The sequence below is a fragment of the Leucobacter komagatae genome (assembly GCF_006716085.1).
Classification (GTDB): domain Bacteria; phylum Actinomycetota; class Actinomycetes; order Actinomycetales; family Microbacteriaceae; genus Leucobacter; species Leucobacter komagatae.
In genome coordinates, this window is sequence record NZ_VFON01000001.1 from 100,708 (window position 1) to 126,794 (window position 26,087).

The following is a 26,087-nucleotide window of genomic DNA, read 5'->3' on the forward strand; positions in this document are numbered from 1 at the left end:
GGCCGGTGCACCTCACCGGCCAATGAGCAAGGCTATTGTTGGAATCATCAGATGATTTATCCTGATGCGCAAAGATCACATACTGAGGAGGTGCGGTGTCGCAAGAAACGCACTGTGTGCTGCTCGAATCGAATGAATTCGCCGCGGCGGTCGCTGACAAGGTTTGCAACTCGCGCGAGCCTTCGCTCATCTGGGCCTATGCGGGGGAGGGGCACGTCGCCATCGGGGCTGACGTTTACGCGCTGAGCCAAGGCGACGCGATCTGGGTGCCGGCGGGCCTGGAGTACGACATTCGAAGCTCCCCGAACAGCGTGCTTATTCCAATCTTTCCGGCAGCCCGGCGGGCCCATGTTGCGCTCGCTGTGCCCACGCGAACGCACTTCACTGCTGACTGGAACGACTGGCTTGTCTATCAATTCGCAAGGAGTATCGGGTACCTGCGTGGCGCGGCCGCCGCTCAGGGGCTCGCGGGCATTGTCGTCGGTTCCCCGGGGTCAACTCCCGGAGGGACGCCGGTGCCGGCGCCATCGGTGCCGCTCCCGCCGCGCCCGAGCTCACCGGAGGCCTCACGTGTCGCGTTGCGCCTCATGCAGGATCCGGCCGACTCTGCTTCGGTCGCTGCACTTGCTTCGGGGGTGAGCGTCTCGGCGCGAACGCTGCAGGCGCAGTTTTCGAGCGAGACTGGTTTCTCAATATCGGAGTGGCGAACCCAAGTTCGTATCGCGGCAGCTGCGACGTATATCGATATTGGCCACGACATCGGGTGGACTGCACAGCAGGTTGGGTACGCCACTCCCGCAGGGTTTACCAAAGCCTTTCTCCGGCGGACAGGGGTCACCCCGAGCTCTTTTGCGCAGCGCCGAGGGCAACGTGTCGACCTGAGCGAGACAGGGATTGACTTGGCCCTGCCCGATGCGGTTGGGGAGACCCATGCCGATGCCGACAGGCGACGTGTTCCGCCCGTCGTGCCCTCGAGTAAGACATGGGACAGAGTGAGTGATTTCCACGTGCTCGTGTGGGTGTATCGAGGGTCAGCACGCGTGGAAATCGCGGGCGAACTGTTCAACCTGCGCGAAGGCGACGCCGCCTGGTTACCGGCTGGCCTCTCGAACAGCGTCAGTCTGCCTGCGGGGTCGATCCTGCTGCCCCTTGGGTCGCAGGGGGTGAACTACCGGGCCGACGCTCCGGATGTTCTGGTGCAGCGGTTCTCTGACGATGCTGGCCTATGTCTCATGCACACAATGGTGGCCAACTACTCGCGCCTTCGCCCCGCAGTCCACGACCCGCATGCGATCACGAGGGCGTTTGCTCAGCAGAGCGCGGTCACGGGCGTCTCCGCGGGGGCGCGTACCTCGTCCAAGGCCGCGCACGTTCGGGCGCTCGCGGCCGAACTGCATAGAGCCCCCGCCGATCGAAGAGGACTGAGCGAGTGGGCAGACCGCTTCGAGATCGAACCCGCTCAGCTGGCTTCGGCGATCATCTCGATCACGGGGATGGGATTCAGCCGGTGGCAGAGCCAGATTCGCATGACAATGGCCCGGCGCCGCCTTGAAGAGGGGCTGAGCGTCGCCCAGGTGGCGCAGGCGCTCGGGTACGCCCACGCATCCGGCTTCAGCCGGGTCTTCACGCGCAGACACGGGCTCTCTCCACGGGCCTATCAACGTGGCGGGTGGCAGCAGACCGCCGAGCCTCTGATCGTGCCGTGACCTTGCTCGGGCGCAGCCGGGTGTGGCCTGTGCCGCCTTGCTTTCTCGGCGCGCGCGGGGGAGGGTAACGTTATGGCTGATCCCTCTACGACGCCGTCTCGCGGCCGAAGTTCGCGCTGGCGCACGGCGCAGACTGTCCTTGCGGTGGTTCTCGGTGTCGTCGTGTTGGGGTACTGCGCGTCGCTGGTGTTTGTTGGTGTCTTTGCGGGCGCCTCGGTGCAGTGGGACCCGAATGACGCGACCGACCTTGAGCGGTGGACCTCGGCGCTCGCGTATGCCGCCGAGCTGACGCGGCGGAGAGCGCTCGAGGCGGCGTTGGTCATTGCGGTGCTTGCAGCTATGGCCGCGGTTGCTGCCGTGCTTCGGAGCAAGATCTGGTTGACCTTCGGAACTATAAGCGGTGCGATGCTGCTGACAACTGTGATTGCTCTGAACTTTACGTCGGAGAGCACGCTTTCCGCACTCGTCGAGCAGACGCACGAGCGCATCGGGCCGGTGCATCTCGTTCCAGAGTCGGGGGATTTGAAGGGGTCGGGCGTGCAGTCGTACACGAACGGCGTGGAGGACGCCGCCGGTGAAGCGTTTTCCGTCGACGATGCCGAACAAGAGATGGGTGTGCTTATCGAGGCGGCACTCGCTGGGCTCGATGGTCCCGCAACGACGAGCGTGCGCATGAGCGCTCCACCCCAAGAGTTGGACGCAGCGCACCCGCCGATCGAGAGGCGCAGCTGTGCCCCCGCCCAGGCTGAGTCGCTCGGGGAACAGCTCACGCTCGGCTTCACGATACCCAGCGATGATCATGGGCGTACGAAGCAGCGGGTGCTGGCGAGCTGGGCCGCAGCCGGGTACGCCGAAGTCGTCGAAGAAGGCAGACGCGACGAGTCCGTCGTGCGGAAGAGTGGTGACAGTGCCATGTACTCCATTTCGGTTGATGACCGCTTCACCATCGACGGGATGCTCACGATTTGGCTGGAGAGCCGTTGCCTGTGAGCCGCTGCCTGTGAGTCGCTGCCTGTGAGTCGCTGCCTGTGAGTCGCTGCCTGTGAACTGCTGCCTGTGAACTGCTGGGCCGTTGCTCCGGCGGGGCCGGTGCCTTGCGGGCGCAAAAGTGATGAAATGGCGGTATGACAGATTTTGCCCCCCGCATGGACGCTAGGGAGTCTCGAGCGTGGCTCGGGCTGATTGGCGTGGCGCAGCTGCTGCCGCACCTGCTCGACGCCCAGCTCGAGCGGGATTCGCGGATGACCCATTTCGAGTTCACGGTGCTATCGGCGCTGTACGTCGCGCCCGATTCGGTGCTCCGAATGTCTGAGCTTGCGGAGACGACCGCTGCGACGCTGCCGCGCCTCTCCCACGTGTGCACCCGCATGGAGAAACGGGAGCTCATTGAGCGTGTGCCGAGTGAGGCGGACCGCCGTGCCACCAACGTCCGACTCACCGCAATTGGCCGGAGGGAGTTCATCCGCGCGATCCCGGCTCACATTGACCTCGTCCGCAGCCTCGTGATTGATGCGTTGACTCCTGAGCAGCTGGATTCGCTCGGCGAGATCGCCGAGGTGATTGGTGGGCGCCTCGCCGAGCACCGTAAGTAGCTCACGGTCGCGGAGGATTCTCCCAGGCCGCTGATAAATGATTGTCGCAACAACCAAATTGGAGCGGGGATCGAATGTCGGAGCCAACAGGCCGCAAGACCACCAAAGAGCAGCGTGCCGAGGCGCGCGCCGAGCGGGTGAAAGCCCACAAGCGGCAGGAGGCCGCGCGAGCGCGCAACCGGCGTATCGCGGTGGTAAGCGGCGCGGTCGGCGGTGCGGCGGCGCTCGCGCTCGTCATCACCTTCGTCGCGACCACAACAGAGCCACCTCAGCGGCCTCAGGACATCGAGATCGCGGGCCTCAAGGAGTTCCCGAACCTGCCTGCGACGCACATCGACCCGGTCCCCGTCGACTATGAGGCGAACTACGGCATGGCCGTTCCCGCTGGCGGTGACCACTCGCAGATCTGGCTGAACTGTGGGGTGTACGACCAGCCACAATCGAACGAGAACGCGGTGCACGCGCTCGAGCACGGGGCCGTATGGGTGACCTACGACCCGAAGACGGCGACGGATGACGACATCGCAGCGCTGCGGGGCGCCATCCCCGATCAGTACACGATTCTCTCTCCCTACCCGGGCCAGCCCGCGCCCTTCATGGCGTCGGCGTGGGGTGCCCAGATCGAGATGGAAACCGTGTCCGATGAGCGCCTCACGCAGTTCATCGACAGGTACTGGAAGTCCGCGGATGCGCCAGAGCCCGGCGCCTCGTGCTCCGGGGCGCTGCAGGGCCCCGGTCTTGTCGCATAGCGGCCGCAGTGCGGGGCTCACGGCATTCGTTGTGACGATGCTCGCCCTTGTGCTCGTCGCGGCATCGTTGATCATCGGGCGCGTGAGCGGTGGTGCCGAGCCAACGCCCGCCACGCGCAGCGCCGAAGCCGGGTTCGCCCGAGACATGCAGATTCACCACGACCAGGCTGTCGAGATGTCGATGATCGTCCGCGACCTCACTGACTCGCCGGACATTCGCCTCCTTGCGTACGACATCGCTACCTCGCAATCGCAACAGGCCGGGCAAATGTTTGGCTGGCTCGCGACGTGGGGTCTCCCGCAATCGTCGCCCGAACCGGCGATGACCTGGATGCACCGCCCCCTCCCGTCGGGCGAGGGGCACTCGCACGCGGCACCCGCGACGACGAGCGAGGTGCCCGCGGCGATGCCCGGGATGGCGACACGAGAGCAACTCGACGAACTGAAAACCCTTCGTGGCGTTGCCGCCGAGCGGATGTTCTTGCAGCTCATGATCGCGCACCACGAGGGAGGCGTCGACATGGCCGATGCCGTGCTTGAGCGGAGCGACTACCCGGTCGTCACCGACCTCGCGGGCAGCATCACCAAGGCCCAACAGAGCGAGATCCAACTCATGGAAGACCTGCTCGCCGAGCGTCTGTGACGACAGCGCGCCGCACCAACATTTCTCACACACCACGTAGCACTCGAAGGATTCACACCATGACACGAACGAGCCAGCCCGCTCGCCGCTCGCCGAACCTCCTCCTCATCGTGATTGCCGCGGTGGTGCTCGTCGCGGTGGCCGGCGGCGTGACGTGGGCCGTGCTGGGCGGTCGCGGTGTCGCGCCAGGTGCTTCGGGCGCCGTCGACGCGGCAGGGGTGCCCGTTGAGCGGGCAGACGGAATGCCCGCGGAAACAGAGCTCGGGGTTACCGAACTGAAGGTCCAAAACCTCGAGAACGTGCAGGCCTACTACCAAAACGCGGTTGGGCTCGCGGTCATCGAGCAGCAGCCGGACGCGGTCACGCTCGGAATGGGGGAGGTGCCGCTCATGCGGCTCGAGCGGTCGGCCGAGCCCCTTCCGCAGCCAACGGACGCCGGGCTCTACCACACGGCGATCCTCTTCGCCGATGAGGCATCGCTCGCGAAGACGGTGCTGCAGACGGCGCAGCTCGCGCCCGGCAGCTATCAGGGCTCGGCAGACCACCTCGTGAGTCAGGCATTCTATTTCGGTGACCCCGAGGGGAACGGCGTCGAGCTCTACGTCGACCGCCCCCGCGAGGACTGGCAGTGGAACAACGGCCAGGTCGAGATGGGCAGCGAGCCGCTCGACCCGAACGCGTTCATTGAAGAGCACCTCGACGGCGAGGCCGCGGGCACCGCCGTCATCGGGCACATCCACTTGAAGGTGGGAAACCTCGAAGACGCGCGCGCGTTCTATGCAGACACCCTCGGGTTTGACGTCGTGTCGGAGGCCGAGGGTGCCCTGTTCTACTCGGCCGGTGGCTACCACCACCACCTTGCGACGAACACCTGGCAGAGCGCAGGCGCTGGCCCGCGCAGCACCGAGGTCGGCCTTGGCGCGCTGACGATCGCCCTGCCGACAGCGGCAGACGTCGAGCAGGTGGCCGGCCGCATCGATGCCGCGAGTTACGACCGCGAGGCCGTCGAGGGCGGCACCGTGGTCCGTGACCCGTGGGGCAACAAGATTCGGCTGGTGGCCCGGGCGCAGTAGCCCGGCCGCGGGCGCGGCACGTCAGTGCTTGCGGAAGAGGATTGTGAGCGTGAGGTACACCCCGCCAAGACTCACGGTGACGGCCCCGACGGGTAGTTGCGTCGGGGCAAACGCGTGTGCTGCGAGCCAGTCGGCGATGCTCAGCAGCAGCGCTCCGGCGAGAGCCGCAGCGAGTGTCGGGTGCGTGCGTGGCAGCGTGGCGCGGGCGAGGTGTGGCGCCGCGAGCGCGACGAACATGATCGGCCCCGCGGCGGCGGTGGTCACGGCGGTGAGCCCGACGGCTGAGGCGACGAGCAGCAGCCTCGTTGTGCTCACTCGCAGCCCGAGTGCGTGCGCAAGGTCATCTCCCAGCTCGATGATGCGCAGCTTGGGCACGAGGAGTGCGGTTGCCACTGCGATGACCGCCAGCGCGCCGAGCACGGGCTGCAGCAGCTCCCACCGTGTGTTGTCGAGTGTTCCAGCAGCCCACACCGAGCTGGCCGTCGCCGTCGCGGTGTCGGTCTTGTAGACGAGCCAGGTGTTCAGCGCGCCGAGCGCCGCGCTCATCGCAATGCCCGCGAGCACGAAGGTGTTTCCGCCGACCCCAGAACGCGAACTGAACAGCAGCACGAGTGCGGCGGCGGCGAGACCGCCGAGGAGCGCCGCGGTCGCGGTGGCGGCGAACCCAGGGGCCGGAATGATGATGAGCGCAAGCAGCACGCCGGTGTACGCGCCCGTGTTGAAGCCGATGATGTCGGGGCTGCCGAGCGGGTTGCGGGTGAGGGTCTGGAAGATCGAGCCGGCCGCGCCGAGCGCCGCACCAAACGCAACGGCCGCGAGCGCGCGGGGGAGGCGCCACGCGAGCACCACGGTCTGAGTGAAGTCGTTTGCCGTGCCGGTGAGCGCGGCCCACACCTCGGACGGGCTGAGCGCGAGATCTCCCGCGGCAAGTGCGGCGAGGAACACCGCGGCGAGCAGGGCGACGCCCGCCGCCCAGCGCCAGTGCGACCCCGGGCGTGCGGGGAGGGTGCCCTCGGCGACGGGCGTGGAGGGCTGAGTGGTTGTTGGGCGGGTCATGCGCGCCTCCTCAGCACGATCAGGATGACGGGGGCGCCGAGCGCGGCCGCAATGACGCCGACGGGCAGTTCGCCCGGCCAGAGCACCGTGCGGGCGAGAATGTCAGCGGTGAGGAGCAGCGCGGCCCCGACCGGAGTGCCGAAAAGGATCATGCGCCCGGTGCTCGGGCCGGTGAACGGGCGAATGAAGTGGGGCACCATGAGGCCGATGAAGCCGATTGGCCCAGCGATGGCCGTGGCCGCGCCCACGAGGCAGGCCGCAGCGACGCCGGTGCCCGCTCGGGCAAAGAACGGGTGGGATCCGAGGCCCCTGGCGGTGTCGTCGCCCAGGGCGAGCGCGTCGATCGGGCGGGCGAGGGCGAACGCGAGGATGCCGCCGAACGCAATGAGCGGCAGCGTCTCCCAGAGCACGCTCGTGTTGGGGCTCGCGAGTGAGCCCGCTGACCACGCGCGCATCGCGTCGAGCGCGCGCGGGTTGAGGAGGGTGACCGCAGACTGCACACCGGAGACGGTCATGCTGAAGGCGACACCGGCAAGCACGAGCTTCGTGCCGCTTGCCGCGCCGCGCAGGCCAAGTGCGAGGACCGCGGCGGTGACGATTGCCGCGCCCGCCACGGCGCTCCCCGCGATTCCTGTGGCCGAGCGCACCCCGAACCAGGTCATCGCGATGGTCACGGCGAACGCGGCGCCAGAACTGACTCCGAGCAGGCCGGGGTCTGCGAGGGGGTTGCGAGTCATGCCATGCATGAGCGTGCCCGCCCAGGCGAGGGCCGCCCCGACGAGGAGCGCCGCGATCGTGCGGGGGAGCCGTACCTCCCAGAGAAGGGTGTTCAGGTCGTCCCCGCCGCGGCCTGCGAGCGCCTCAACCAACGCTGCGGGCGAGACCGTGCGAGACCCAATGAGCAGGCTTGCCAGGCAGAGCGCGAGGAGAACGATGGCCGCGAGGGCCTGCGCTCCGAGGAGGCGCGAGGCGCTCGTGCGGCGCGCCTCTCGGAGCGCGACGGTCACTTCGCCGGGATGAGTTCGAGCCCCGGGCGGAGCTGCTCAAGCAGCCACGGCACCGATGCGATGTTCGGATCCTGGAGCGCAGTCGCGGCCTCAAGACCCACCGGGACGTAGCGCTCTGACATGATCGGCTGCTTCGATACGATCGGGTCGCGCTCGAACTTCTCCTGTAGCGCGTCGGACTGGAACGTCATGAACATGACGCCGGCGTCGTTGAACAGCGGCGCCTGCTCGAAGCTCACGTCGATGGCGCCGGGAACGGACCCCTGCCCGCCAAGATCGGCGACTGCCGGTAGTGCGACGAGGCCAAGCTGCTGCATGAACTTCGCGGTGACGTTCGCCTCGTCGACGAGCATGACGACGACGCCGTCCCTGGCTTGGCCGTAGAGGAACGTGCCGCCCTCGAGACCCGGGAGGTCCTGCTTGATTGCAGCCACGGCGGCGTCTGCTTCGGTGATGAGACGCTCGGCGTCCTCGGTCTTGCCGAGCGCGTCCCCGATCCGGAGCGCGGATTCTTCGCTTGTCGAGCCGTAGAGCGCGGTCTCATACGCGACGACCGGAGCGATGTCGCTCAGTTGCGCGTACAGCGCCTCGTCGAGCGTGAACCCGGCGGTCGCGAGAATGACGTCTGGCTTGGCGGCCGCGACCTGCTCGACGTTGATGCTCATCGGGTTGAGCCACGTTGTGTCCTCGGGCAGCGGGTCGATGTAGGGCAGGTTCTTCTCGTCGCCTGCCCCCGCGACGCTGGTAAAGGACTCGGGTGCGGCGACGACGTGTGCTCCGAGGGCGGAGGCGAGCGCAACGTCGGCGTAGCCGAGAGCTGCGACTCGCTCGGGCTGCGCGTCAATCGTCGCGTCGCCGTAGGCGTTGTGGATGGTGACGGGGAACGCGCCCGATGCGGCCCCGCTTTCGGCGGACTGCGAATCTCCCGCCGGGGCCGCGCTTGATGAGCAGCCGGTGAGGAGGAGTGCGCCTGCCGCGAGCGCTGCGAGCCCCGCGAATGTGGCGCGACGGATGGGTGAGGGCATGGGTGTGCCTTCCTAACTGGTGTAGGTGTGTGGTGGTGAGAGGAAACGTTTAGGTGAGTGGGAGGATCGCGGCGACCGCGCGAAAGACCGCGTCCGGCGTCGCAGCGGCATCGAGCGCGGCCCAGTCGCCAGAGAGCTCCGAGACCAGCGGAGGTGCCGCGACGGTTGCCCGCTCAGGAAGCCCGGTCGTCGCGTGCTGTGACTTCGCGTGCGTGATCGTCGCCTGACCGAGCACCGTGGCGAACATAGAGCGGTAGAACACGAATGCGCCGGTGCGGTCGAGGCCGGACTCGGTGGCGCAGGTAAGGAAGCCCTCCGAGAACTGCAACCCGGCTGGGCTCGCGAGCCTTCCCGTCGTGATCAGGCGGATCATCCAGGGATGTTTCCCCAGGAAGTCGTGGAGGGCGAGCGCCAGGTTCACCGCGTGCTCGCGCGCGTTCCCGGTGCGCTCGGGGAGAGCGATATCCGCTGAGACGCGCTCGACGAGCTCGACGAGGAGCGCGTCGCGATCGCGCACATAGCGGTAGAGCGCCATGGGGGTGACGTCGAGCCGGGTGGCGAGCTGGCGCATGGCGAGCCCAGCCTCGCCGTCGGTTGCGAGAATCGCCATCGCTTCGTCAACGATGCGTTCGAGAGTCAAAGTCGTCATATTCATCCTATGAAGGTTAGGGTCGCCTAACTATACGCGTATACTTCCAGGCGTGGCAACCAAGCACCCTCTCGTTCATCCCGCGCTCTTTCCCGCGCTCCGCCCCTCCATCCCCGCGCTCGGGCTCGCGGTCTTCGCAGCGACGCTGGCGGGCCTCGCGGCGCTCGCCGCGACCTGGGGCATCGTCCAGCTCGTCGCCGAACCGGCGGCGCCGGGGGTCGTTCGGGTGTGCGTGGCGTGGGTCGCTGCGGCGGTACTCACTGCGGCCGCTTCATGGCTCGCGCACTCCGCCGAGGCTCGCTTCGAGGCGCGATTGCGGCGAGAAGTCGCCGGTCGGATGCTCAGGCTCCCAGCTGACAGGCTGAGCGAGTACCCACCCGATGCGCTGCGCAGGCTCGTGGCCGACGACGTCGCCGCGCTGCACCACATGGTCGCCCACCTTCCCGGAGAAGTCGCGACTCTCGTCACCGTGCCGGTCGCTGCCGTAGCGTTGCTCATCCACCTCGCGGGCCCGGCGGCGCTGCTCGCGCTCGCGCCGGGCGCACTAGCGGCAGTCGTGTACCTCGCAGTGTTGCCCCGCCTGTCGGCAAAACACGGCGCCGAGCGCGGCCGCGTGATGGGGGAGATCACCTCGGCCGTTGACGACTACGCGCGTGGCATCCACGTCTTCCGAAGCTTTGGGGACGCCTCGGGCGCGCTCTCGACATACGCCGATTCGACCGCCAGGTTCACCGCTGGCATGGTGGCCTGGCTGCGGCGCGTCGCGACTCCCGCGGCGATCGCCGTTGCGCTCTTGCAAGCACCGGCGAGCCTCGCGATCGCCTACGCGGTCGGCGCCGCGCGCGATACCGCGACGCTCGCGGCGATGCTGTCGCTGAGCCTCACCCTCGTCACGCCGGCGCTGCGTCTCGGCCACGGCCTCGACTTCGTCACGGCGGGGCGAGCCGCTGGGGCGCGCCTGGGCGCGCTGCTCGCCGAGCCCGCGCTGCCCTCCGGTGCCGTGGACGCCACCACCGGGCCGGCCGGTGCCACGCTGCAGGGGGTGACGGTTCGAGCTTCGGGCCACACCCTCCTCTCCAACCTCTCACTGCGCGCCCCCGCACACGCGCTGACCGCCATCACGGGGCCAAGCGGTGCGGGGAAAACGACCGTGCTGCGGGTGTTCGCCGGGCTGCAGCCGGTGGCGGCAGGCGAGGCGGCGATCGCAGGCACTCCCGTGGCGGAACTGAGTGAGGCCGGGCGACAGGGCGCAGTTCTCCTGGTCCCGCAGGGCGTTGCCGTGCTCGCCGCCTCGGTGCGCGACAACCTGCTGCTCTCGGCCCCAGACGCGCGAGACGAAGCGTGCCGGGCGGCCCTTGAGCGGGCCCACCTCGAGGTCGACCTCGACCGCGACGCGACGCTGCTTTCCGGCGGTGAGCGGCAGCGTTTGGCGCTGGCGCGAGCGTTTCTCACCGAGGCGCGCGTGATCCTGCTCGACGAACCGACGAGCGCGCTCGATTCGCGCGTCGCCGACAAGATCTGGGTCGAGCTGCTGCGGCTCGCGCACGACTGCGGGCGAACGGTCATCGTCGTCACGCACGACCCCGGCCTGGCGCGGAGGAGCGACAACCTCGTCGACATTTCGCCGGGCGCCGGCGCAGACGAACACCACACGGAAGGTGCGGCAGCATGAGCAGGAACGAGGCCCTTTCGGGCGAGGCACCGGGCAACGGGAGGGCCGGTTTCGCGGCGGGAATGCCACCGGTCGCGCGGCGTCGGGTGCGCGGCGTGGCCCTCGGTTGGGCGGGCGCCGCCCTTGCCGAGGCCGCCGCCTACCTCGCGCTCGCCCTCGCGATCCGAGACGGCCTTCCCGTGTTCCGAGTGATCGCCCTCGCCGCCGTCGCGATGGTCGCGACGGTTGTGGTGTCGCGAGCGGGGTACCTCTCGGGCGCCAGGCTCGCGGGTGACCTCTACGCCGAGATGGGGCGTGTTCTTGCCCGCGCCAAGCTTTCGTGGTTCACGGCGGCCAACCGCGCGGTCGTGACGACGGCCGCGGGGCGCAGCGTTCCCACGTTCATGGGGGTGCCTGCGCACCTGCTGCAGACACTCGTGCTCTCGCTTCTCCTTCCCGTCGCTCTGGTCGCCGCGGTCGCGATCGTTGGTGGATACGCCATGGCAGGCCTCGTGCTGCTACTGCTCTCAGCCGCGCTGGTCGCACAGGTCATCGCTCAGCGATTCCTCGCCGCTGCAGACGCGAGCCGTCACGCGGCCGAAGGGCAAGCGACCGCTGCGACGCTTGAACTCGTGGAACGCCTCGAGCTGCTCCGAACGGCGGCCGGGCCCGCGAGGGCCCTCGAGCGAGCCGAGCAGGCCTGGCGTTCGGGTGAGGATGCAATGTCGAAAACGAATCGCGCGGCGGCCCCGGCGACGTTGATCTCGCAGCTCGCGAGCGTGCTGCCCCTCGCCGGGGTGCTCGTCGCGCTCGGTGTGACCGGGGCGTTCGAGGCCCCGGCCCTCGCACTCGCCCTGGTCGTGCTTGTTGGCCGCGCCAGCGCTCCGATCGATGACCTCGCGCTCGTCGGCATTGCGCTCACTGAGGTGCGGGCCCACACCGAGGCGTACCGGCACGTTGTCGGCGCCCCCGTGCTGCCCGCGTACTCGGGCGAGCCAGCGAGCACCACGCCCGTGTCCGGCGGCGTCGAGGTGCGGCGGGTGAGCCAGGCCCCCGCCCTCACCGATATCACCCTCAGTGTGCCCAGTGGAGAGCGGGCGCTCATCGCGGGTCCGAGCGGATCGGGGAAGAGTACGCTTCTCGGCCTCGTGCTCAGGTTCGACGACGCGGAGCAGGGGGAGGTGCTACTTGACGGTGTGCCCGTGCGCACCCTCTCGCCGGGTGAGCTTGCGGAGCGCATCGCCTACGTGCCGCAGGAACCCATCGTCTTCACCGGAACGCTTGCGGAGAACCTGCGCATCGGCCGGCCCTCGGCGTCTGACGAGGAGCTGCGTGAGGCGGCCTTCGCCGCCCGCCTTGGGGACGTGCTGGGGCGCGACCCTCGGGGCCTCGGGCAAGACGTCGGCAGTCATGGCCAGCGCCTCTCGGGCGGCGAGCGTCAGCGCGTTGCAATCGCGCGAGCCCTGCTGAGCGAGGCGCCCGTGCTCGTCCTTGACGAGGCGACGTCAGCGCTCGACGAACCGACCGAGCAGCTCATAGCCGACGAGATCGTGCGCCGCGAAAAGACGCTGCTCGTCGTCACCCACCGGCGCCCCGAAATCTGGCAGCCGCACCGGGTGATCAACCTGGGCGTGTCAGGGGCTAAGGCGCGAGGCCGCGAGTGAGGTGGTCAACCGACTCGGCGAGTGCCCGCGAGCTGAGTCGGCCCACCCCCGTCGCGTTGACGAACGCATGAATGTGGCCCTCGACGAGCTGCACGGTCACCGGGACCCCGGCCCCTCGCAGGCGCTCCGCGTAAGCGAGCCCCTCGTCGCGGAGCACATCGAACCCCGACACGGCGACGTGCGCGGGCGGGAGACCGGTGAGGGTGTCATCGCTCGCGAGCAGCGGCGACACGAGCGGGTCGGTCGCCGAGCCTTCGGTCGGAAGGTAGTGCGCCCGATACCAGTCCATGTGCGCCTCGGTGAGGAAGTAGCCCTCGCCGAACAGCTCGTACGACCGGTGCTTCGTCGACAGGTCGGTGACGGGGAAGAACAGCAACTGGAAGTCAGGCGGGCCCGCCTCGGCGTCGCGCGTCGCGATGCAGACCGCTGCGCTCAGGTTACCGCCAGCGCTGTCCCCGGCGACCGCGATGCGCGCACCGGGCCGCTCGGCCCGCGCCCAGTGGTACGCGTCAATGGCGTCCTCCAGCCCCGCGGGGAACGGGTGCTCGGGCGCCAGGCGGTAGTCGACGGCGATGACCTCCAGGCCGCTCTGGGCCGCGATGAACCGGCAGACGGAATCGGCCGATTCGAGGCTGCCAACGACCCAGCCGCCGCCGTGAAAGTAGAGCACGGTGCCGCCTTCGCCCCGCGCCTGCGTGTGCGCGTCGCCCGTGTGCGCGCCTCCCGTGTGAGCGTAGCGCCGAGCGGCGACGCTTCCTGCGCGCGTCGGGATCGAGAAATCCGTGACCTCGGCGACGTTGTGAATGCCGCCAAAGATGCGCGCCTCGGCGTCGATCTGGGCTCGGGCCTCGGGCAGTGGGAGCTGCGTGAAGTCGTTCCCGGGGAGCCTGTTCAAGATGCGAAGTGCCATCTGCACCTCGGTTGCGAGCCGCTGCCCGTCGACCTCTACTGGCTTGCCCGCGATCACCCGTTGCGCCCAGTCGGGCAGCCTGCCAAGCGTGCGGATTGCGCCCCTCGTGAGGCGCTCTGGCAGGGACGCGGGTGATGACATGGTGGTGACTCCTGGGTCGGCAACGGTGGCGACAGGGAGGCGTGCGTCGTTGCGTGCCCCCGGCTCGACTCTACCGGCTCGGAGCGCCACGGAGGCAGCGCTCGGCGGTGCACCGCGGCATCAACTTTCTAGTTGTCAGTTCAGCAGATGATAGTTAGGCTTACCTTAGTAATTCGTGGTGTGTGATCGCGAGGCGCTCGCTCGTACGCGACTCGGCTGACACGACGACCGTTCATCCACCTGCTTCGCAGGGTCGAGGTGAGGCGCGCGCCACGCTGCGGGAAAGGAACTGCGATGGCAAAGCGTGGATTCACGGGGGCCATGACTCGCGCGTATGGGGCGCGCGACCACGAGGTGACGGTGACGGCGACCGAAGCGATCACGCCAACCTTCAGGCGCATCTGGATGTCGGCGCCAACGCTCCTCGCCGAGATGAGCCCCGGCTCGACCTCCTACCTGCGCTTCTGGTTCCCAGACCCGAACGGCGGTGATGCCGAGTTCCAGCGTGCCTACACAGTCACCCAGGCAGACGCTCAGTCAGGCACCTTCGCCGTCGACGTCGTGCTGCACGAGCCGGCCGGGCCCGCCTCAGCCTGGGCGAAGGCAGCCGAACCGGGCTGGACAGTCGAGGCGAACTCCCTCGGGTCGACGCGGTTTGAGCTCGCGGACGACCTGCCAGCCGGGTACCTACTCGTAGGCGACTCGGCGTCCCTCCCCGCGATCAACTCGATCATCGCTCAGGTGCCGGCGACCGTGCCGGTCGAGCTGTACCTCGAAGAACACCACGTAGACGACAGGCTCATTCCGCTCTCATCCCACCCGCGGCTCGCGGTGCACTGGGTGCCGCGCGTGGGGGAGGGGTCGCTTGCCGCCGCGATCGCCGACCGCGACTGGTCTGACTGGTACGCGTGGGCCGCGCCAGAGTCGGGGTCGCTGAAGCAACTGCGCGTTCGACTCCGCGACGATTTCGGGTTCCCAAAATCAGAGGTCCACGCGCAGGCGTACTGGTACTTTGGCCGCGCGTTCGGGAAGAACCGTTCAAAGGCCGTTTCGGCCGCGGTGGCCGAGCAAGAGTTGGCGGCGGCCGCTGCCGTCGCGGCGGCATCGGCTCCCGCCGCTGACGCAGTCTCCGATGCGGCGGTTGCCCCCGGCGCGAAGGTGGCATCCGCTGCCGAGGGCGCGGCGGGCACCGGATCAGGATCCTCATCTCGCGGTGCCTGGCGTTCGCAGGCGGGCAGCCGGCTGCTCGCGCCCCTGAAGCCGACAATGGTGCTCGCCGGCATCGCCCAGGCGCTCATCACGCTCGTGCAGCTCGCGCCCTTCGTGCTGCTCGTCGAGCTTGCTCGGTTGCTCGTCACAGGGGCGACGCCCGACAGCTACTGGCGGGTGGGACTCTGGGCGCTCGGGCTCATGGGCGCGGGGGTTGTGCTCGCGACCGCGATGCTCGTTTGGCTCCACTGGGTCGACGCGATGTTCGCGCGTGAGCTCAGGCAGCGCCTGCTGCAGAAGCTCTCGCGGCTCCCGCTCGGCTGGTTCGCTGCTCGTGGATCGGGGCAGGTCAAGCAGCTTGTGCAAGACGACACGCTCGCGCTGCACTACCTCGTGACCCACGCCGTGCCCGACGCGGTGAACGCGGTCGTCGCTCCCGTCGCGGTGCTCGCGTACCTTTTCGTCGTCGACTGGCGCATCGCGCTGCTTCTGCTCATTCCAGTGCTGGCATACGTCGTTGGCATGTCGATCATGCTCATCCAATCGGGCCCGCGCACCCAGGAGGCATCCCGCTGGGCCGAGCGGATGAACGTGGAAGCGGGTGCGTACCTTGAGGGACAGCCCGTCGTGCGCGTGTTTGGGGGAGCGGCGGCCTCGTCGTTCCGGGGCAAGCTCGCCGAGTACGTTGGGTTCCTCGACTCGTGGCAGCGGCCCCTCTCGGGCCAGAAAGCGTTCATCGACCTCGCAACGAGGCCGGCAACATTTCTGCTGCTCATCAGCGCCGCGGGAACGCTGTTCATTACGACCGGGTCGATGGACCCGCTTGCCTTGCTCCCGTTCCTGTTGCTCGGCACGACATTCGGCGCCCGCCTGCTCGGAATCGGGTACGGCCTGTCCGGGTTGCAGGGCGGCCTGCTCGCAGCACGCCGAATCCAGATCGCCCTCGACGAGGCCGAACTCGAGATCGGTGGCGGCTCGTTGGCCGCAGCCGTGCCCGCAGGCCACGTCGAGTTCGACGACGTCGGCTTCGCCTACCGTGAGGGGGGCCGGTGCTCGAAGACATTCGCCTTGAGCTCGCCCCCGGAACGGTGACCGCTCTCGTCGGGCCGTCGGGGTCGGGAAAGTCAACGCTGGCGGCTCTGCTCGCGAGGTTCCATGATGTCGGGCACGGTGCGATCCACGTCGGTGGGCGCGACATCCGCGATCTCAGCGCAGACGAGCTGTACGCGAGCGTCGGGTTCGTGTTCCAAGATGCGCAGCTCGTCCACGGCACGGTGCGCGAGAACATCGCCCTCGCCGTTCCGGAGGCGAGCGACGCGGCAATCGAGGCCGCGGCGCGGGCGGCGCACATCCACGACCGCATCATGCAGATGCCCGAGGGCTACAGCACCGTGCTCGGCGCCGATGCTGCGCTCTCCGGCGGGGAGCGGCAGCGGCTCACGATCGCCCGCGCCATCCTTGCCGACACCCCCGTGCTCGTGCTCGACGAGGCAACCGCATACGCCGACCCCGAGTCCGAGTACCTCGTGCAACAGGCGCTGAACGAGCTGACAGCGGGGCGCACGGTGCTTGTCATCGCCCACCGCCTCCACACGATCGCGGGCGCGGATCGCATCGTCGTGCTCGACGGCGGACGCGTGAGCGAGGCAGGCACACACGACGAACTGCTCGAACGGGCGGGCAGATACTGGCAGCTCTGGCAGGCCGGTGCCCGTGGCACCGGCCAGGCGCTCGAGACTACGGAGGCGACGCGATGATCCGAACACTACTGGCCCTGCTCCCGGCGGGCAGCGGGCCACGCCTCGCCGGGCACCTCGCGCTCACAACGCTCGGCGTGCTGCTGCGGGCCGCGGGAGTGGTGCTTCTCGTGCCGCTCGTCAGCGCCCTGTTCAGTGACGACCCGGCCGGCGCGTGGCCGTGGGTCGCGTGGCTCACGCTCGCGACCGCGGCGGGCTGGGCCGTCGACTCGGTGACGGTTCGTCTCGGGTTCGACATCGGCTTTGGGCTCCTCGAATCGGGCCAGCGCGCGGTGGCCGACCGCCTTGCCGAGATTCGGCTCACCTGGTTCACGTCGGGGCACACCGCCACGGCTCGCCAGGCCGTCGCGGCGACGGGGCCCGACCTCGTCGGCCTCATCATCCACCTCGTCGCGCCAATCGTTGGCGCCGTGTTGCTGCCCATCGCCATCGGGTTGGCGCTCCTGCCCATCGCGTGGCCGCTCGGGGCCGCGGCTCTCGCGGGCGTTCCCGTGCTCCTCGGAGCCTTCTGGCTGGCTGGGAGGGTGAGCCGCAGCGCCGACCGAGCCGCGGCCGCGAGCAATAGCGCGCTCACCGAGCGCATCGTTGAGTTCGCGCGCACGCAGCAAGCGCTGCGCGCCTCACGACGTGTCGGCGTTGAGGGAAGCCACGTCGGTGCGGCGCTCGCCGCGCAGCACGGCGCGAGCATGCGGCTGCTCCTGCTGCAGGTCCCAGGGCAGCTGATCTTCGGGCTCGCCAGCCAGGTCGCGCTCGTGCTGCTCGCCGGGACGATCGTGGTACTCACGACCTCGGGTGCGCTTGCCGCGCCGGCGGCCGTGGCGCTCATCGTTGTTGTCGTGCGCTACCTCGAACCGTTTACCGTGCTTGCCGAACTTTCGCCCGGAGTGGAGTCTGCGCTCGGGGTGCTCCGGGATATTCGAGAGGTACTTGACGCCCCAGCGGTACCGGCGGGACGCGTGACGCAGGTTGGCGGGGGCGGGGGCTCGGCCGCGGATGTCGGGGCGCCTGACCGGGCGAGTGACGGGGTGCGTGACCTGGCGCTGGGGCCGCGTTTGGAGCTGCGCGACGTCCAGTTCAGCTACGGGGCGGCGTCCCCTCGGGTACTCGACGGGCTCTCGCTCACGTTTGAACCCGGCACGACAACCGCGATCGTCGGCCCCTCGGGCTCCGGCAAGAGTACCGTGCTGTCGCTCCTCGCGGGGTTGCAACACCCAACTGCCGGGGCGGTGTTCGTTGATGGCGTTGACGCGGCGACGCTGACCGGTGCGGCCCGCCGAGAGCTTGTGAGCGTCGTGTTCCAACACCCGTACCTGTTTGACGGCAGTATCCGCGACAACGTGCTTGTTGGCCGGCCGGCAGCCGACGACGCTCAGCTTGAACTCGCCGCCCAACTTGCACAGGTTGACGAGCTGATCGCGCGGTTGCCCGACGGATGGGACAGCCGCGCTGGCGAAGCCGGCGGCTCCCTCTCCGGGGGTGAAAAGCAGCGCGTGTCGATCGCTCGGGCGCTCCTCAAACCCGCACCCGTGCTGCTCGTCGACGAAGCGACGAGCGCCCTCGACACCGAGAACGAAGCCGCGGTGGCGAGCGCGCTCGCAGGCGACCCGGCGCCGCGCACACGGGTCATCGTCGCGCACCGGCTGAGCAGTATCCGCGCCGCCGACCGCGTCGTGTTCCTCGAGAGTGGTGTCGTTGTTGAAGACGGGACGATCGACGAGTTGCTCGCCGCAGGTGGGCGCTTCGCTGAGTTCTGGCGGCAGCAAGACGCCGCTGGGGCGTGGCAGTTGCGTTCGAGCGAGGCGGGTTAATAACGGCCCTGTTGCGGCGTTCGCGCGGCTCGTGTTGCTCGCGTTGCTGGTGTTGCTGAAACTGGGATGGGCGACTGGCCCGCCCCGTGCGCTCACTAATATGGGGGCATGGATCGCGAACTCCTGCTCGTCTCATCGTGTCTTGCCGGAATGCCCTGCCGGTACGACGGGAACGCGCGGCCCGACCCCGCCATCGTTAAAGCGGTGCGCGAGGGGCGAGCTATCCCCGCGTGCGCCGAGCAACTGGGAGGCCTCCCGACCCCGCGCCCGGCAGCCGAGATAGTCGGGGGTGACGGCGCCGATGTGCTCGACGGCACTGCCGCTGTCGTCGATATTCACGGGGCGGACGTCTCGGCCCCGTTTATTGCTGGGGCCGAAGCCGTTGCGGCCATCGCCGCCGAACGCGGTGTGACGCGGGCCGTGCTGCAGGCGCGCAGTCCGTCGTGCGGCTGCGGCGTGGTCTATGACGGCAGTCACAGAGGCGAACTGGTCGAGGGCGACGGCGTTCTCACGGCCCTGCTCAAGCGGCGCGGCATCGAGATCACCCCGGTTCGGGGGCAGCGCGAGGGGTAGCTCCGGTGTGCCACAGCGCTCGCCACAGCCAAGACACCTCAAATATTCGTGTGGGCGTCAAATTCCGGTGGAAAATGAGGCCCCAGCGAATAATTGAGTGGGAGGGGAGTCGCCGGCGACGCTCTGACGGCGGGGCGGCCGCTGGTTCGACGGCGGGGCGGCTGTTGGTTCGACGGCGGGGCGGCCGCTGGTTCGAGGGCGCACGGTGATCGGCGCACGGCGCACAGTGATCGGCGCACGGCGCTAGAAGCGGGGGCTATGGCGTTTGAGAGAGCCATGAACCCCTGGCGTTGGCTGTGAAACTCGCGCATCACGATACATCAGATGAAAGTAAGGTTAGGCTAACCTTTGAAAAGGTTGCCGTGGCAACCATGCATTCGTCAGATGAATGGGAGAGTGGCCTCGGCCCGGGCTCGCCGGGCCGCTTTTCACAGCCCTGCGCCTAAGGAGTCACCACCATGTCACGCACGCTTCGCGCCAACCGCGCTCGCTTTATCGGAGTCGCGCTCGCAGCGCTTATCGCCGCCACCTCCGTTCTGTACGGGGCCGCAGGTCAAGCCCACGCAGACTCAGGCCTTCCGGTCGGAACCTACACCGTTTCCGCGAACCTCTATGTCGGAGCGAAGGATACCCCGATCGGGCTCAACGCATACGTTACGAACCCGGCCGCCCCGCCCCTCGGGTACCCGAGCTCGCCCGTCAACTCGAACGCAACTCTGCAGGTACTCGCTGACGGAACCGAGCTGCTGACGGTGCCTGTCGTGAACTCGACCTTCGGAGTGCTGGGGCTGCCCGCAGCGTCCACCGACGGCGCCGTGGCAGTGCAGTCGTCGGTGACAACCCCCTGGAGCACGGCCGCTGGCGGGCCGACGTCGCGCATCTCTTCGGTGACGTTTGACGTGACTGACTTCGCGGGCGGATCGACGGTCGCCACCTTCGCGCCGAGCCAGGAGTACGCGAACTTCTTCCTTTACCGCGGTTACAAGGCCTGGGATCTGAACCTCGTCGTCGACTTCGGGTCGGCGGCATAGTCGCTCGGGGTGCTCGCCCTCCCCGGGCCGAGCACCCCATCATCAGCTTCTCCCTTCCGATCTCAGCCGAACAGAGTGATTGCTCATGCCGAACCATCCCAGACTGAACGCGTGGCTTGCTGGCCTGACAGTGTCAGCCTTCTTGCTCGCGGGTAGCCCAGCAGCTGCCCTCGCCGACTCAACCCCAGACAGCCGACCGCAGTCGTCTGTGGCTCCCGACGACCGAGCCCCATCGCAGAACCCTATTCCAGGCGCTGCTTCCGAATCGGCTGATCCAGCAGCACCGGCAGTACCGGCAGAGCCAGCGGAACCAGCATCACCGGCCGATCCAGCAGCACCAGCAGCACCGGCCGAACCAGCAGCACCGGCCGAGCAAGCAGAGCCAGTGGGGCCGGCCGAGGCGAACGAAGTGACCTCGCTGCTGAGCGGCAACACCCCACTCGAGAGTCGTGTGGCGCCGGCCTCGGCTGCAACTCTCGCCCCAGGCACTTACACCGTGACGGCGAACCCCTACGTCGCAGGGTCGGATGCCCCGATCGGCGTGAACGTCTACATGTCTGACGCTGGGTTCCCGCCCGTTACCCCGCAAAAGCTCAATACGACCCTGCGCGTGGCGAAAGACGGCACTGTCGAAGTCGACGTGCCTTTCAACCAAGAGATTTTCACGCTGCAGGAGATCGGTGACGGTGCCGACCTCCGGGTCACGAACATCGAGCGCGGCGGCAGTATCGCGTGGGGCAACCTCACCCCCGACGCTCGCTACCCAGATCGCATTGTCAGCGTGACGGTCGAGCTCGGAAACGGCAGCGGCGAGTACACGTTTGGCGGCGCAATGCAGTACCCAGTGCCGCTGCAAACCGAGAAGCACTGGCCCGTGCACCTGCGGGTCGACTTTGCGAGCGCCGTGCGGCAAGTAGCAGGCGACTTCACTCAGACGTACCGGCATGGCGCGACGGGCGCCGAGGTGACGGTTGAGACTGAGGAGGGTGACCCACTGATCCCGGCCCTCTCGGACGCAACGCTCAGCGCCGAGCGTGTCGCAGGTGACGCACAGCGAGTTGAGCGTGCGCTCGCATCGGAGTTCGTCACGATGCCATCGTTCGTGGCCTGGGAACTCGGACTCGCAGGTAGCAACGGCGACATTCGCCTGGGCGCTACCCAGCAGACGACAGTGACACTCCCCGCTTCTGGCGCAGAGCCAACGGTGATGAAGATCGTGGGCGGAAAGGCGACCCTCGTGCCGGTCACGCGGCACGCAAACGGGGCCGTGACCTTCCAGCCCGAGGGGCTCGGGCTGTTCGCGCTCGTCGACACCGAGTCTGCGGCGCGCTGGCAGTACACCAAGCAGTTCGCGAGCGACTCGGGAACCACCATGACGTACCGAACGACGGGCGAGGCCGACTGGGAGTTCCCGGGAATGGACTTCCCCTCGCTCGACTCTCTCGGCGCGTACTCGTCGTTCCTTGGCGAAGAGAGCGACACGGAACAACTTGCCCGGGCGGGCGAACTCTTAGGTGACGAGTTCGCGAAGCCCGAGGTGCGGCTGTATACGTTCGGGCTCGACGTGAGTTTTGAGAATGTACCCGGTGCGACCGTGGCGAAACACTGGGCCTGGACCAACCCTCTCGGTGGCGGGCGGACGAGCCTGTCGGGCACGGCTCCCGTCGCGGGGCCGGGAAGCAAACTCTTCATCGTCTCGGGCACCGTTGGCGAGGGCCTTACGAGGGCCGAGGCGCTCACCGCAGAGCAGTCCGGAGCGACCGCCACGTTCGATATCGTCGCGAAAGACACCGCAGCCGATTCACCCGCCGCGCTTGTGCAGGTGCCGCTGTGGAACGCAGCGACAGGGAAGAACGGCGACATTGATACCGCCCAGACTGAGGGCACAGAGATCGCCTACATCGCTGTTGTCAGTGAAGCAGTGACTCCGGTGGCGAAGCCCACCGCCGCGACGGCGCTCACCTATACGGGCGCAGAACAGGTCGGCGTTGCCCCCGGCGCGGGCTATGTGCTCAGCGCGCGCCCGAGCGCCACAGACGCAGGAACGTACCTTGCCCGCGCGACGCTTGTTGACGGCTACGTCTGGGAAGACGGGTCGACGGCTCCCGTGAGCCTGCCATGGGAGATCGCGAGGGCGACGCTCACGGCGACTTACGACGGCGAGCAAGTCGCCGCGGGAGGGGCGCCCCGCCTGGCCGTGAAGGTCTCCGGCTTCGTCGGAGACGACAGCGCCGCGAACGCCGCTGGCTATGCGCAGCCGACGGTGCAGGGCCCGGCCCGCCTGACTGCCGGTGCGCGCTACGAGCTTGTCCCCGCTGGCGGCGCAGCAACGAACTACCGTTTCGAGTATGTCGGGGGTGTGCTCACAGTCTCGGAGCAAACGCCAGAGGAGGGACTCCGCCCAGGCACCTACAGGGTGACCGCGAACCTCTTCGTGCCGGCGGAGAAGAACGACATCCTTGGCCTCACCGCGTACATGACGAACCCGAAGAACCCACTCGTGGCACCGAGCGACCCGAATTTCGGTATTCCGACGTCACCGGTGCGAGACAACGCGAAGCTTGTGGTGGGGCAGGATGGTACCCGCACGCTGCTGCTCGACGTGCCGAACCCCGCGTTCACGCTGATGGAACTTGGCGCTGCGCCGAAGGGCGTCACCGTGCTCTCGGCCCACCGCGATAGCAAGACCTATGGGCACCACACGAACGGACGGATCACGCGGCTCGTGATTCAGCTCGGAGCGTCAGACGGCACGCTCACGTTCCCGAAGAGTCGCGTCTACGCCGCGCCCCTCGAGCGCGACAAGCAGTGGGACCTCAGCCTCGCCGTGGACTACGCGAGCGCGCACAAGGTTTCGGACGATACGACGGTGACGAACCCGGGCACAGGGCCAGGGACGAACCCAGGCACGAACCCCGGCACAAAGCCAGGCACAAAGCCCGGGACGAAGCCGACGGCACCCTCGCCGAGGCCGAAACCCGGCCCCGGCCCCGCGCCGACCCAGCTCGCACCGGGAAGCTACGTGGTGAGCTCGAACATCTGGTTCAGTCGGGAAGTGACGGGACTGCCACTGGCGCCCCACCTGACGAACAGCGGTTTTCCGCCCAAGGACCCGGTCACCGGCAACGCGACGCTCACTGTCGCGGCTGACGGAACCGGCCAGGTCACCGTTCCGATCGTGATTCAGGATCGCATCATGACGGTACGCAGCATCTCTGGCGGCGGCGTAGTCGGCACCTCAGGGGGCGGCAGCGTGACCAGCGTCACGGTTGACCTTGGGCACATCGACCCCACTGTTACCTCGATCTCGCGGTCAATGAGCGCCGCGGTCACCATTGGGGATCTCGCCTTCAGTATCGGCGGCCCGATCTTTGGTGGCACCCGCGAGCACACCTGGCCGGCCTCGTTCGAGGTGACGCTCTCGGGCGTTCCGACCTCTGGCGGCGGTGTCGTGCCGAGCTATGCCCAAGTGAAGCTGCCAGGTGCGCAGACCGCTGACGAGCAGGCCGCGCTCAAGGCCCTTGAAGCCGCGCGCGCGGCGAACCAGGGCTCGCGAGACGCGGGCCGCGTGGGCGACGACGCAGCTGAGTTGGGCCGCCGCAACGGCGGCGCGATCGGTGAGACCGCCGCCTCGGGCGCGCAGCCGCAAGCGATTGCGCTGATCGCTGGGGTCGGCGTGGTGCTCGCCCTCGCGGCGGGAGCGACGCTGCTCGCCAGGAAGCGAACGCGCGTGGCGCCGGGCGCAGACTAGCCGCCCCAGGACCCGAGTATTCATCACACATCACAACCTCGAAGGAACCCACACCATGACGAACCCCCAGCAGACACTGCCAGAGCAGGATCGCCCGGTCGCAACGATGTCTGGCCATTGGCTGCTCGCGAAGCTCGGCAAGCGTGTGCTCAGGCCAGGAGGTCGCGAACTGACTCGTCGCATGCTTGAGGCCGCCCGCATTGAGGGGAGCGACGTCGTGGAGCTCGCGCCCGGGCTGGGGCACACCGCGCAGGAGATCGTGCAGCTTGCGCCGCGCAGCTATCGGGGCGTCGACATGGACCCCGACGCGGTCGCGCAGGTCAACAAGCGGCTCGGGCTCGATGGCGCGGTGGTGCACGCAGACGCCGCAGCGACTGGCTTCGAAGCCGATAGCGCCGACGTGGTGTTTGGTGAGGCGATGCTCACCATGCACGCAGACCGCTCGAAGCAGACCATGATGGCCGAGGCCTTTCGCGTGCTGCGCCCGGGCGGCAGGTACGTGATTCACGAGCTCGGGCTCACCCCAGACGGGCTGCCCGAGGAGACGAAGCGCGAGATTCAAAAGGCGCTCGCGAAGTCGATCAAGGTGAACGCCAGACCGCTCACGAACGCGGAGTGGCGCGCGCTCCTCGAATCGGCGGGGTTCGAGGTCGTCGAAGACACGAGATTCGCGCCCATGCGCCTGCTGCAGCCGCGGCGCATCATCGCAGACGAAGGGCTCCGCGGCGCGCTTCGCTTCGCGCGGAATGTGCTGCGGATGCCCGATGAGCGTAAGCGCGTCTTCGACATGCGGCGCACATTCGGCGCTCACCGTGATGCACTCACCGCGGTCGGGATCGTCGCGGTGAAGCCCGCGGCGTCGGGCGAATGACACGCTCAGACGCCGGTGCCGTGGCCGGGATCGGGCAGCGAACGGGATCCGCAGCCCGCGGGCCCGTGACGCGCCGCCGGTTCATCGCCGCAATGGGTGCGCTGGGTGCGGCCTCGGTACTTGCCGCCTGCGCGGCGGGGGAGCCGGGCGCTCAGGTGGCCGCCGCCGAGGGCGGTTTCGGCGGCGCGCTGGGCTCGAGCAAGCCACAGCGCGCACGCGAGCGAGCGGTGATGGGGTCGACCGAGGCGACAACCGTTCGCGTGGGTCTCATCCTCGGCCCGCCATCGATGGGGCTGAGCCGCATGCTGCTCGCGGCTCGTGCGGGCGAGACGCACAACAGCTTCGATGTCGAAATCGTCGGGGTCGACTTCGCCGCGCTCGCCGCGCGCTTCAACCAGGGCGACTTCGATATCGTCACGCTGCCGTCGAACATCGGTGCAGTGCTCTACAACAACGCCGACATCAACACGGAGGTCGAGGTCGTAAGTGTTGGGAACCTCGGGGTCCTCTACGGCGTCACGACCGACCCGAGCGTGACAACGATTGCCGACCTCGCCGGTCGAACGGTGTACTCGATCGGCCAGAACGGCACTCCCGAGTACACCATTGCGACGGTGCTCGATGGCACCGGGCTTTCGGAGAGCGTCGATATGGCGTACCGGGCGACCCCGTTCGAGGTGTTGAACCTGCTGCAGAATGAACCGAACGCGATTGCGGTGCTGCCGCAGCCGTTCGTTGAGCTCGCGCGAACGATGGTGCCCGGGCTCACCGCTCCGGTCGACTTCACCGACGAGTGGGATCGGATGCCGACGAACACTTCGAAGTCACAAGCGGTCACGACGCATACGATTGTGAACCGCGCGTTCCTCGAGCAGCACGAGGCGGCCGTCATCGAATACCTCCAGCTCGCGGGGGCCTCGGTCGACTTCACGCTCGACAACATCCAGGAGGCCGCCGCGGTGCAGGAGGAACTTGGCACCTTCCTGAACAACGACGTCGCCGCAGCCGCGATGCCGTTCTGCAGCCTCGTGAATCTCACTGGCGAGGTGATGCGCGATTCGCTGTCGGGTTTTCTTGCGGCAATCCACTCGCAGAACCCCCGCTCGATCGGGGGAGCCCTGCCCGGTGACGACTTCTACTATCTGCCGCCACTCGGCGCGCTCGACGTCGATGTTCGCGAGCTCACCGGGGGCCTTGCACCAGCGGAGCGGAGAGTATGAG

Annotated in this window: 22 protein-coding genes; 16 read left to right on the forward strand and 6 right to left on the reverse strand. The window is 68.2% G+C overall.

Annotated features, from left to right (window positions below):
- The first annotated feature begins 95 nt into the window (after positions 1-95).
- From FB468_RS00440 to FB468_RS00465, 6 genes are all read left to right on the forward strand, one after another.
- The gene (locus FB468_RS00440; RefSeq protein ID WP_141885610.1) at positions 96-1,706 is read left to right on the forward strand and encodes a helix-turn-helix domain-containing protein; all 1,611 of its coding nucleotides are present in this window, start codon (positions 96-98) and stop codon (positions 1,704-1,706) included.
- A 72-nt stretch (positions 1,707-1,778) separates the two neighbouring features.
- Complete coding sequence (locus FB468_RS00445) at positions 1,779-2,696, forward strand: hypothetical protein (RefSeq protein ID WP_141885611.1); 918 nt, start codon at positions 1,779-1,781, stop codon at positions 2,694-2,696.
- Positions 2,697-2,830: 134 nt separating this feature from the next.
- On the forward strand, positions 2,831-3,298 hold the full coding sequence (locus FB468_RS00450) for a MarR family winged helix-turn-helix transcriptional regulator (protein ID WP_246055660.1): 468 nt from the start codon (positions 2,831-2,833) through the stop codon (positions 3,296-3,298).
- A 74-nt stretch (positions 3,299-3,372) separates the two neighbouring features.
- Positions 3,373-4,047 (forward strand): thioredoxin-like domain-containing protein, encoded by a 675-nt coding sequence (locus FB468_RS00455; RefSeq protein WP_141885612.1) that lies wholly within the window; start codon positions 3,373-3,375, stop codon positions 4,045-4,047.
- Positions 4,048-4,084: 37 nt separating this feature from the next.
- Complete coding sequence (locus FB468_RS00460; RefSeq protein WP_211359151.1) at positions 4,085-4,690, forward strand: DUF305 domain-containing protein; 606 nt, start codon at positions 4,085-4,087, stop codon at positions 4,688-4,690.
- A gap of 59 nt (positions 4,691-4,749) precedes the next feature.
- A complete protein-coding gene (locus FB468_RS00465) occupies positions 4,750-5,763 on the forward strand; it encodes a VOC family protein (RefSeq protein ID WP_246055661.1) in 1,014 nt (337 codons plus the stop codon).
- A 21-nt stretch (positions 5,764-5,784) separates the two neighbouring features.
- Here the strand turns inward: FB468_RS00465 and FB468_RS00470 are convergent, their stop codons facing one another.
- Genes FB468_RS00470 through FB468_RS00485 form a run of 4 tightly spaced genes read right to left on the reverse strand, consistent with a single transcriptional unit; the run spans position 5,785 to position 9,500 of the window.
- On the reverse strand, positions 5,785-6,819 hold the full coding sequence (locus FB468_RS00470; RefSeq protein ID WP_141885614.1) for a FecCD family ABC transporter permease: 1,035 nt from the start codon (positions 6,817-6,819) through the stop codon (positions 5,785-5,787).
- Positions 6,816-7,826, reverse strand: coding sequence for a FecCD family ABC transporter permease (locus FB468_RS00475; protein WP_141885615.1), 1,011 nt, complete (start codon positions 7,824-7,826; stop codon positions 6,816-6,818). Before FB468_RS00475 ends, FB468_RS00470 begins: the two co-directional genes overlap by 4 nt.
- Positions 7,823-8,851 carry an ABC transporter substrate-binding protein gene (locus FB468_RS00480; RefSeq protein ID WP_141885616.1) on the reverse strand — a complete coding sequence of 343 codons (1,029 nt, stop codon included), beginning with the start codon at positions 8,849-8,851 and terminating at the stop codon, positions 7,823-7,825. Before FB468_RS00480 ends, FB468_RS00475 begins: the two co-directional genes overlap by 4 nt.
- A gap of 49 nt (positions 8,852-8,900) precedes the next feature.
- The gene (locus tag FB468_RS00485; protein WP_141885617.1) at positions 8,901-9,500 is read right to left on the reverse strand and encodes a TetR/AcrR family transcriptional regulator; all 600 of its coding nucleotides are present in this window, start codon (positions 9,498-9,500) and stop codon (positions 8,901-8,903) included.
- A 52-nt stretch (positions 9,501-9,552) separates the two neighbouring features.
- Between FB468_RS00485 and FB468_RS00490 the strand changes: the two genes are divergently transcribed.
- Positions 9,553-11,172, forward strand: a complete 1,620-nt coding sequence (locus FB468_RS00490; protein WP_141885618.1) for an ATP-binding cassette domain-containing protein — start codon at positions 9,553-9,555, stop codon at positions 11,170-11,172.
- Complete coding sequence (locus tag FB468_RS00495) at positions 11,169-12,815, forward strand: ATP-binding cassette domain-containing protein (protein ID WP_246055663.1); 1,647 nt, start codon at positions 11,169-11,171, stop codon at positions 12,813-12,815. Before FB468_RS00490 ends, FB468_RS00495 begins: the two co-directional genes overlap by 4 nt.
- Here the strand turns inward: FB468_RS00495 and FB468_RS00500 are convergent.
- The gene (locus FB468_RS00500) at positions 12,793-13,866 is read right to left on the reverse strand and encodes an alpha/beta hydrolase (protein ID WP_141885619.1); all 1,074 of its coding nucleotides are present in this window, start codon (positions 13,864-13,866) and stop codon (positions 12,793-12,795) included. The two genes, FB468_RS00495 and FB468_RS00500, sit on opposite strands and share 23 nt — an antisense overlap.
- A 294-nt stretch (positions 13,867-14,160) precedes the next feature.
- Here FB468_RS00500 and FB468_RS00505 point away from each other — a divergent pair, with 294 nt between their 5' ends.
- The 5 genes from FB468_RS00505 (at position 14,161) to FB468_RS00520 (ending at position 20,244) form a co-directional block, all read left to right on the forward strand.
- A complete protein-coding gene (locus tag FB468_RS00505; protein ID WP_281290246.1) occupies positions 14,161-16,167 on the forward strand; it encodes an ABC transporter ATP-binding protein/permease in 2,007 nt (668 codons plus the stop codon).
- A complete protein-coding gene (locus FB468_RS17525; protein ID WP_281290247.1) occupies positions 16,125-16,832 on the forward strand; it encodes an ABC transporter ATP-binding protein in 708 nt (235 codons plus the stop codon). Before FB468_RS00505 ends, FB468_RS17525 begins: the two co-directional genes overlap by 43 nt.
- A complete protein-coding gene (locus tag FB468_RS00510; protein WP_141885620.1) occupies positions 16,829-18,640 on the forward strand; it encodes an ABC transporter ATP-binding protein in 1,812 nt (603 codons plus the stop codon). The genes FB468_RS17525 and FB468_RS00510 overlap by 4 nt, the downstream gene beginning before the upstream one ends.
- Before the next feature lie 108 nt (positions 18,641-18,748).
- Entirely contained in the window at positions 18,749-19,213 is a 465-nt protein-coding gene (locus tag FB468_RS00515) for a 2-thiouracil desulfurase family protein (protein WP_141885621.1), read from the forward strand.
- Positions 19,214-19,671: 458 nt separating this feature from the next.
- Positions 19,672-20,244, forward strand: coding sequence for a hypothetical protein (locus FB468_RS00520; RefSeq protein ID WP_141885622.1), 573 nt, complete (start codon positions 19,672-19,674; stop codon positions 20,242-20,244).
- 242 nt (positions 20,245-20,486) lie between these two features.
- Here the strand turns inward: FB468_RS00520 and FB468_RS17530 are convergent, their stop codons facing one another.
- Positions 20,487-20,609, reverse strand: a complete 123-nt coding sequence (locus FB468_RS17530) for a hypothetical protein (protein WP_281290248.1) — start codon at positions 20,607-20,609, stop codon at positions 20,487-20,489.
- A 44-nt stretch (positions 20,610-20,653) separates the two neighbouring features.
- On the opposite strand from FB468_RS17530, the gene FB468_RS00525 reads away from it, so the two are divergent.
- The 3 genes from FB468_RS00525 to FB468_RS00535 are packed head-to-tail and all read left to right on the forward strand — an operon-like array spanning position 20,654 to position 26,086.
- A complete protein-coding gene (locus FB468_RS00525; RefSeq protein ID WP_141885623.1) occupies positions 20,654-23,995 on the forward strand; it encodes an MBG domain-containing protein in 3,342 nt (1,113 codons plus the stop codon).
- A gap of 55 nt (positions 23,996-24,050) precedes the next feature.
- Complete coding sequence (locus FB468_RS00530; RefSeq protein ID WP_141885624.1) at positions 24,051-24,866, forward strand: class I SAM-dependent methyltransferase; 816 nt, start codon at positions 24,051-24,053, stop codon at positions 24,864-24,866.
- Positions 24,863-26,086 (forward strand): substrate-binding domain-containing protein, encoded by a 1,224-nt coding sequence (locus FB468_RS00535; RefSeq protein WP_141885625.1) that lies wholly within the window; start codon positions 24,863-24,865, stop codon positions 26,084-26,086. Before FB468_RS00530 ends, FB468_RS00535 begins: the two co-directional genes overlap by 4 nt.
- The last annotated feature ends 1 nt before the right edge of the window (position 26,087 follow it).